Origin of the sequence: Pseudomonas sp. RU47 (assembly GCF_004011755.1) — a bacterium.
In the GTDB taxonomy this organism is placed as follows: Bacteria; Pseudomonadota; Gammaproteobacteria; order Pseudomonadales; family Pseudomonadaceae; genus Aquipseudomonas.
Genome location: NZ_CP022411.1, coordinates 808,595 through 815,000 on the forward strand (window position 1 = coordinate 808,595; position 6,406 = coordinate 815,000).

Sequence of the window (6,406 nt, forward strand, 5' to 3'; positions counted from 1 at the left end):
TGGTGATAAACCACGCTAACTGTCTGTTTCTGTTTGGAATTTTCGTTTTGTCGGTTGAATTGAACGAAAAGTGAACAAACCGCGCAAAGCCACGTGACAGAAGGGTTACAGCGGAATGTACTCAGGTTATCCACAGTCGGGTGCACAGCAGATGTGGGCAACTCCGGGGAATAACGGAAAAGGGTGATGCCCTAAAAGATCGCAGCCTTCGGCAGCTCCTACAGGGGAACGCATTTCAAGTGTAGGAGCTGCGGAACGCTGCGATCTTTTGATCTTGGCTTCACCGTAGCAACAAAATCCGCCCACGGCTCAAATCTGCCAACTGGCTTTGTAACAACTCGATCTGCGCCTCACCCACCGCCAACTTCAACTCAACGCCATTGGCGGTAAAGTTCTCCTCCACCACCAACCCACCCAGATCGGCAACGCGCAACTTCACCAACGCCAACTCGGCAAACCCGCAAGCGCAACTCAACGGCACCCGACTGATCAACTCAACCTTCGCCGCCGTTTGCAGGCACTTGTTCGCGCCACCGCCATAGGCTCGGGCCAAACCGCCGGTACCGAGTTGAATGCCGCCGTACCAACGAATCACCAGCACCGCGACCTGATCGCAATCCTGCGCCTCAATTGCCGCGAGAATCGGCCGACCCGCCGTGCCGCCCGGCTCGCCGTCGTCATTGCTGCGATATTGATCGCCGAGCTTCCACGCCCAGCAATTGTGCGAGGCATTGAAGTCGCTGTGTTGCTCGAAGAACGCCAGCGCCTCGGCAGGGCTGCCGATCGGCGTGGCGAAGGTGATAAAGCGGCTTTTGCGAATCTCTTCGCGGTACTCGCAAAAACCGCTGAGGGTGAAAGGCATAAACGTCTTATAGAGGAGGAGTGAGGCCGCAGCCTTTGAGAATGATGCGGATCAGGTTGTTGCCGGCGTCTTCCATGTCCTGCTTGGTCAGCTTGCTGCGACCGCTGACGCGACAGATCTGCGTCGCAAAGTCGGCATAGTGCTGGGTGCTGCCCCACAACAGGAAGATCAGGTGCACCGGATCGACCGCGTCCATTTTGCCCGCATCGATCCACGCCTGAAACACCGCCGCACGGCCAGTGAACCAGGCGCGGTAATCCTGATTGAAATACTCGGTCAGGCATTCACCACCGCTGATCACTTCCATCGCAAAGATTCGCGAGGCCTGCGGCTGACGGCGGGAGAACTCCATCTTGGCGCGAATGTACCGGGTCAGCGCTTCGGCTGGATCGTCCTCGGCCGTTAGCGTGTTGAAGGTGCTGTCCCACAGCTCGATGATGTTGCTCAACACCGCCACGTACAAACCGAGTTTGTTGGTGAAGTAGTAATGCAGGTTCGCCTTGGGCAACCCGGCATTCTGCGCGATGGTGTTCATGCTGGTGCCTTTGTACCCGTGACGGGCGAACTCGTCTTCGGCGGCTTTGAGGATGGTCTCTTCGTTTTTCTGACGAATGCGGCTGGCGGGTTTGCCGCCATGGGCTGGGACTTCAAAGGTCATAGGCACTTCCGGGTTTGTCTGTGGGTGCAACCAGTTGCGTTGATAGCGCACCCACAGGCATCCGACAAGTCCTTGCGCGAAAAACCGTTACGCCTGTTCGATCTTGTTCAGCGGCGCGTGCGCTTCAGCGGCCTCGGTTTTCGACTCCGGCAGCAACAGGCACAGGATGATGGCGGTCAGGCCGCCGCTGGTGATCGCCGAATCAAACAGGTTCTGCACCAGTTTTGGCAGCAGGTGCAGCAGGTTCGGTTGCGCGGCAATGCCCAGGCCGACGCCGAACGATGTGGCGATGATCAACATGCTGCGTCGATCCAGCGGCGACTGCGCGAGGATGCGCACGCCGGCAGCCGCCACCGCGCCGAACATCACCAGGGTCGCGCCACCGAGTACCGGTTTTGGAATCTGCTGCAGCACCGCGCCGATCATTGGGAACATACCGAGACAAAACAGGATCGCGCCGATGTACAGACCAACGTAACGACTGGCGACGCCGGTCAGCTGGATCACGCCGTTGTTCTGCGCAAACGTGGTGTTGGGGAAGGCGCTGAAGGTCGCGGCGATCATGCAACTGACGCCATCGCCGAGGACGCCACCGCGCAGGCGGCTTATATAAGAAGGGCCGCTGATCGGTTGGCGGGCGAGCATGCAGTTGGCGGTGAGGTCGCCGACGGTTTCGATGGTGCTGATCAGATAAATCAGCGCGACCGGCAGGAAAGCCGTCCAGTCGAAGCTGAAGCCAAACTTGAACGGTGTAGGAAAACTCACCAGTGGCAAGTCAGGTAAAGGCTGCGGCACCAGTTTCCCACTGAACCACGCGGCCAGGCTGCCGAGCAGCAAACCGATGATGATTGCCGACAAGCGCACCCATGGCGTGTTCGAGCGGTTGAGCAGAATGATCGTCAGCAACACAAACACGCCCAGCGCCAGATTGCCCGGCGCACCGAAATCCGGCGCATTGAAGCCACCGCCCAGATCGGTGATGCCGACCTTGATCAGGCTGATACCGATCAGGGTGATGACGATCCCGGTCACCAGCGGCGTAACGACTCGACGCAATTGACCGATGAAGCGGCTGAGGACGATCTGCACGATTGCGCCGAAAAAGCACACGCCGAAGATCATCGCCAGAATGTCTTCCGGGCTGCCGCCACGTTGCTTGACCAGAAAACCGGCCGACAGCACCGCACCGAGAAAGGCGAAACTGGTGCCCTGTAAACAGATCATTCCCGCCCCGATGCCGAACGGCCGCCGCGCCTGAATAAAGGTGCCGACGCCCGAGACCATCAACGCCATGCTGATCAGGTAGGGCAAATGCGCGGTCAGCCCCAATACTGAACCGATCACCAGCGGCGGGGTGATGATGCCGACGAAACTGGCGAGCACGTGTTGCAGCGCCGCGAGAGTTGCGGCGAGTGGTTTGGGGCGGTCGTTGAGGCCGTAGATCAGGTCGCTGGATTGTTCGGAATCTGGCTGCATGGCTGAAGGCTTCTTGTTGAAGGATCGGAGTTGATCCTGCTTTGCAAAAAGCTGTCCACTTGCTCAGGTTATCGAGTGATTTAGTCGTCAAGGCCCAACGCTGGCGGGCCTTGCAGGATTCTTCAACGCGTCGCCGCCAGACTCTCCAAAAAGCTTTCCAGCACCAAATGAGGGCGCCGGCCCTTGCGCGTGACCGATGCGAGGCTCAAGTCATAAAAACGCGTTTGCGATTTCAGCGCACGCAAGCGACCTTGCTGTACCCAGAGACTGGCGTAGTGGTCCGGCAGATAACCAATGTAGCGCCCGGTCAGAATCAGAAACGCCATGCCTTCTCGATCGGAAGCGCTGGCGGTGCAATTGAGCGCCTGGTAATGCGCCTGAATATCCGCCGGCAACCGAAACGTCGGCGCAATCGCGTCCTGACTGTTTAAGCGTTCGTCATCGAGTTGTTTGTCATCGACATAAAACAACGGATGCCCCACCGCGCAATAAAGCAGCGAACGCTCGCTGTACAACGGCTGATATTCCAGTCCCGACAACGCACTGGCCTGCGGCACCACGCCAACATGCAGACGCCCATCGAGCACGCCTTGCTCAACTTCATTCGGCGCAATCATGCGGATCTGGATCTGCACATCTGGTCCGCGCTCCTTCAACTGCGCGAGGGCGTGGGTAATGCGCATGTGGGGGAGGGTGACGAGGTTGTCGGTCAGGCCGATGATCAACTCACCACGCAAATGCTGGTGCAAGCCATTGACCTCGGTGCGGAAACTTTCCAGCGCACTTAATAGTTGCAGCGCCGATTGATACACCTCGCGACCTTCTTCGGTCAGCGAAAACCCCGCGCGCCCACGCTGACACAGACGCAAACCGAGGCGCTGCTCCAGATCGCTCATCTGCTGACTGATCGCCGAGCGACCGATGCCGAGCACGGTTTCCGCCGCCGAGAAGCCGCCGCACTCCACCACGCTGCGAAAAATCCGCAGCAGGCGAATATCAAAGTCACTGACCTGGGCCAGCGGATCGGGACGGCGGCTGCTCATCTTATTGCTCTCATTGTTTAGCGAAGTTCTAACTGAAGGTTAGAAGAGTTGGATTTCACCGACTTTATCCCCGTGGCAATTTAGCTGCAACAACGCTTTTTATCTCCCTGACGCTTATGCCCTGCGAGGTTTTGCCCGATGAACATGCCTGAAAACGCGCCGTCGCCACTGGCCAGCCAATTGAAGCTGGACGCGCACTGGATGCCGTACACCGCCAACCGTAACTTTCAGCGCGACCCGCGTTTGATCGTTGGTGCCGAAGGCAGCTGGCTGATCGACGACAAGGGCCGCAAGGTATATGACTCGCTGTCTGGCCTGTGGACTTGTGGCGCAGGCCACACTCGCAAGGAAATTCAGGAAGCGGTTTCCAAGCAGTTGGGCACCCTCGATTACTCGCCGGGCTTCCAGTACGGCCACCCGTTGTCGTTCCAGCTGGCCGAAAAAATCACCGAGCTGACTCCGGGCAACCTCAACCACGTGTTCTTCACTGACTCGGGTTCCGAGTGCGCCGACACCGCGGTGAAAATGGTCCGTGCCTACTGGCGCCTCAAAGGTCAGTCGACCAAAACCAAAATGATCGGCCGTGCCCGTGGTTACCACGGCGTGAACATCGCCGGCACCAGCCTTGGCGGCGTGAACGGCAACCGCAAGCTGTTCGGTCAGGCAATGATGGACGTTGATCACCTGCCGCACACGCTGCTGGCCAGCAACGCTTTCTCCCGTGGCATGCCGGAGCAGGGCGGTATCGCTTTGGCCGATGAGTTGCTGAAGCTGATCGAACTGCACGACGCTTCGAACATCGCCGCGGTATTCGTTGAGCCTATGGCCGGTTCCGCTGGCGTACTGGTGCCGCCGCAGGGTTACCTGAAACGTCTGCGCGAAATTTGCGATCAGCACAGCATTCTGTTGGTGTTCGACGAAGTGATCACCGGTTTCGGCCGTACCGGCAACATGTTCGGCGCCGACACCTTTGGCGTGACCCCGGACCTGATGTGCATCGCCAAGCAAGTCACCAACGGCGCGATCCCGATGGGCGCAGTGATTGCCAGCTCCGAGATCTACCAGACCTTCATGAATCAGCCGACCCCGGAATATGCCGTGGAATTTCCGCACGGTTACACCTACTCGGCACACCCGGTGGCTTGCGCTGCAGGCCTGGCAGCACTCGATCTGCTGCAAAAGGAAAACCTGGTGCAGAGCGTTGCCGAAGTCGCACCGCATTTCGAAAACGCGCTGCACGGTCTGAAAGGTTCGAAGAACGTTATCGACATCCGCAACTTCGGTCTGGCCGGTGCGATCCAGATTGCCGGGCGTGACGGCGACGCCATCGTGCGTCCGTTCGAGGCGGGCATGGCCCTGTGGAAAGCCGGGTTCTACGTACGCTTCGGCGGCGACACCCTGCAGTTCGGCCCAACCTTCAACAGCAAGCCGCAAGACCTCGATCGTCTGTTCGACGCGGTCGGCGAAGTGCTGAACAAGCTCGACTGATTTTTCCTTCTATATAGCTATACAAATAGCAGGCGCCTGTTGCGGGTGTCTGCGCACAAGAATTCAGGAGTTTTCGATGAGCGTTATTCCGCATTTGATCAATGGCGAACTGGTGACCGAGAACGGTCGTGCGGTTGATGTGTTCAACCCGTCCACCGGTCAGGCTATCCACAAGCTGCCACTGGCCAGCCAGGCAACCATCCAGAAAGCCATCGATGCCGCCAAGGCTGCGTTCCCGGCGTGGCGCAACACGCCACCGGCCAAACGTGCCCAGGTGATGTTCCGCTTCAAGCAACTGCTGGAGCAGAACGAAGCACGCATCTCGCAATTGATCAGCGAAGAACATGGCAAGACCCTCGAAGACGCCGCCGGTGAATTGAAACGCGGCATCGAGAACGTCGAGTTCGCTTGCGCTGCCCCGGAAATCCTCAAGGGTGAATACAGCCGCAACGTCGGCCCGAACATCGACGCATGGTCGGACTTTCAGCCGCTGGGCATCGTTGCCGGTATCACCCCGTTCAACTTCCCGGCCATGGTGCCGCTGTGGATGTACCCACTGGCGATCGTCTGCGGTAACTGCTTTATCCTCAAACCGTCCGAACGTGATCCAAGCTCGACGCTGCTGATCGCTCAGCTGCTGCTGGAAGCCGGTCTGCCGAAAGGCGTGATGAGCGTGGTGCATGGCGACAAGACTGCCGTGGACGCGCTGATCGAAGCGCCGGAAGTCAAAGCGCTGAGCTTCGTTGGTTCGACGCCGATTGCCGAGTACATCTACGCCGAAGGCACCAAGCGCGGCAAACGCGTTCAGGCACTGGGCGGCGCGAAGAACCACGCAGTGTTGATGCCGGATGCCGATCTGGACAACGCGGTCAGCGCACT

The 6,406-nt window shown here is 58.9% G+C and carries 6 protein-coding genes (1 of these 6 only partly in view); 2 read left to right on the top strand and 4 right to left on the bottom strand.

Annotated elements, in window-relative coordinates; genetic code table 11:
• Positions 1-280 precede the first annotated feature (280 nt).
• The 4 genes from CCX46_RS03535 to CCX46_RS03550 all read right to left on the bottom strand — a co-directional run bounded on the left by CCX46_RS03535 (position 281) and on the right by CCX46_RS03550 (position 4,039).
• Positions 281-862: an IMPACT family protein gene (locus tag CCX46_RS03535; RefSeq protein ID WP_127925729.1), complete on the bottom strand. Its 582-nt coding sequence runs from the start codon at positions 860-862 to the stop codon at positions 281-283.
• A gap of 7 nt (positions 863-869) precedes the next feature.
• Positions 870-1,520, bottom strand: a complete 651-nt coding sequence (locus tag CCX46_RS03540) for a TetR/AcrR family transcriptional regulator (protein ID WP_064387743.1) — start codon at positions 1,518-1,520, stop codon at positions 870-872.
• Between the two features lie 87 nt (positions 1,521-1,607).
• Positions 1,608-2,996 (bottom strand): uracil-xanthine permease family protein, encoded by a 1,389-nt coding sequence (locus CCX46_RS03545; RefSeq protein ID WP_127925730.1) that lies wholly within the window; start codon positions 2,994-2,996, stop codon positions 1,608-1,610.
• Positions 2,997-3,118: 122 nt separating this feature from the next.
• A complete protein-coding gene (locus CCX46_RS03550; RefSeq protein WP_064387741.1) occupies positions 3,119-4,039 on the bottom strand; it encodes a LysR family transcriptional regulator in 921 nt (306 codons plus the stop codon).
• Positions 4,040-4,177: 138 nt separating this feature from the next.
• Here CCX46_RS03550 and CCX46_RS03555 point away from each other — a divergent pair, with 138 nt between their 5' ends.
• Both CCX46_RS03555 and CCX46_RS03560 read left to right on the top strand, forming a co-directional pair.
• The gene (locus CCX46_RS03555) at positions 4,178-5,527 is read left to right on the top strand and encodes an aspartate aminotransferase family protein (RefSeq protein ID WP_116033320.1); all 1,350 of its coding nucleotides are present in this window, start codon (positions 4,178-4,180) and stop codon (positions 5,525-5,527) included.
• Between the two features lie 76 nt (positions 5,528-5,603).
• On the top strand, positions 5,604-6,406 hold the 5' portion of the coding sequence (locus CCX46_RS03560; RefSeq protein WP_064118435.1) for a CoA-acylating methylmalonate-semialdehyde dehydrogenase. Its footprint extends 691 nt past the window's final position; the window shows 803 of its 1,494 coding nt (coding positions 1-803); its start codon is at positions 5,604-5,606; its stop codon lies off the right edge, out of view.

Bases quoted from the DNA above. Each gene is read 5' to 3' on its own strand.
- CCX46_RS03535 (WP_127925729.1), bottom strand. From the start codon at position 862: ATGCCTTTCACCCTCAGCGGTTTTTGCGAGTACCGCGAAGAGATTCGC.
- CCX46_RS03545 (WP_127925730.1), bottom strand. From the start codon at position 2,996: ATGCAGCCAGATTCCGAACAATCCAGCGACCTGATCTACGGCCTCAAC.
- CCX46_RS03550 (WP_064387741.1), bottom strand. From the start codon at position 4,039: ATGAGCAGCCGCCGTCCCGATCCGCTGGCCCAGGTCAGTGACTTTGAT.
- CCX46_RS03540 (WP_064387743.1), bottom strand. From the start codon at position 1,520: ATGACCTTTGAAGTCCCAGCCCATGGCGGCAAACCCGCCAGCCGCATT.
- CCX46_RS03555 (WP_116033320.1), top strand. From the start codon at position 4,178: ATGAACATGCCTGAAAACGCGCCGTCGCCACTGGCCAGCCAATTGAAG.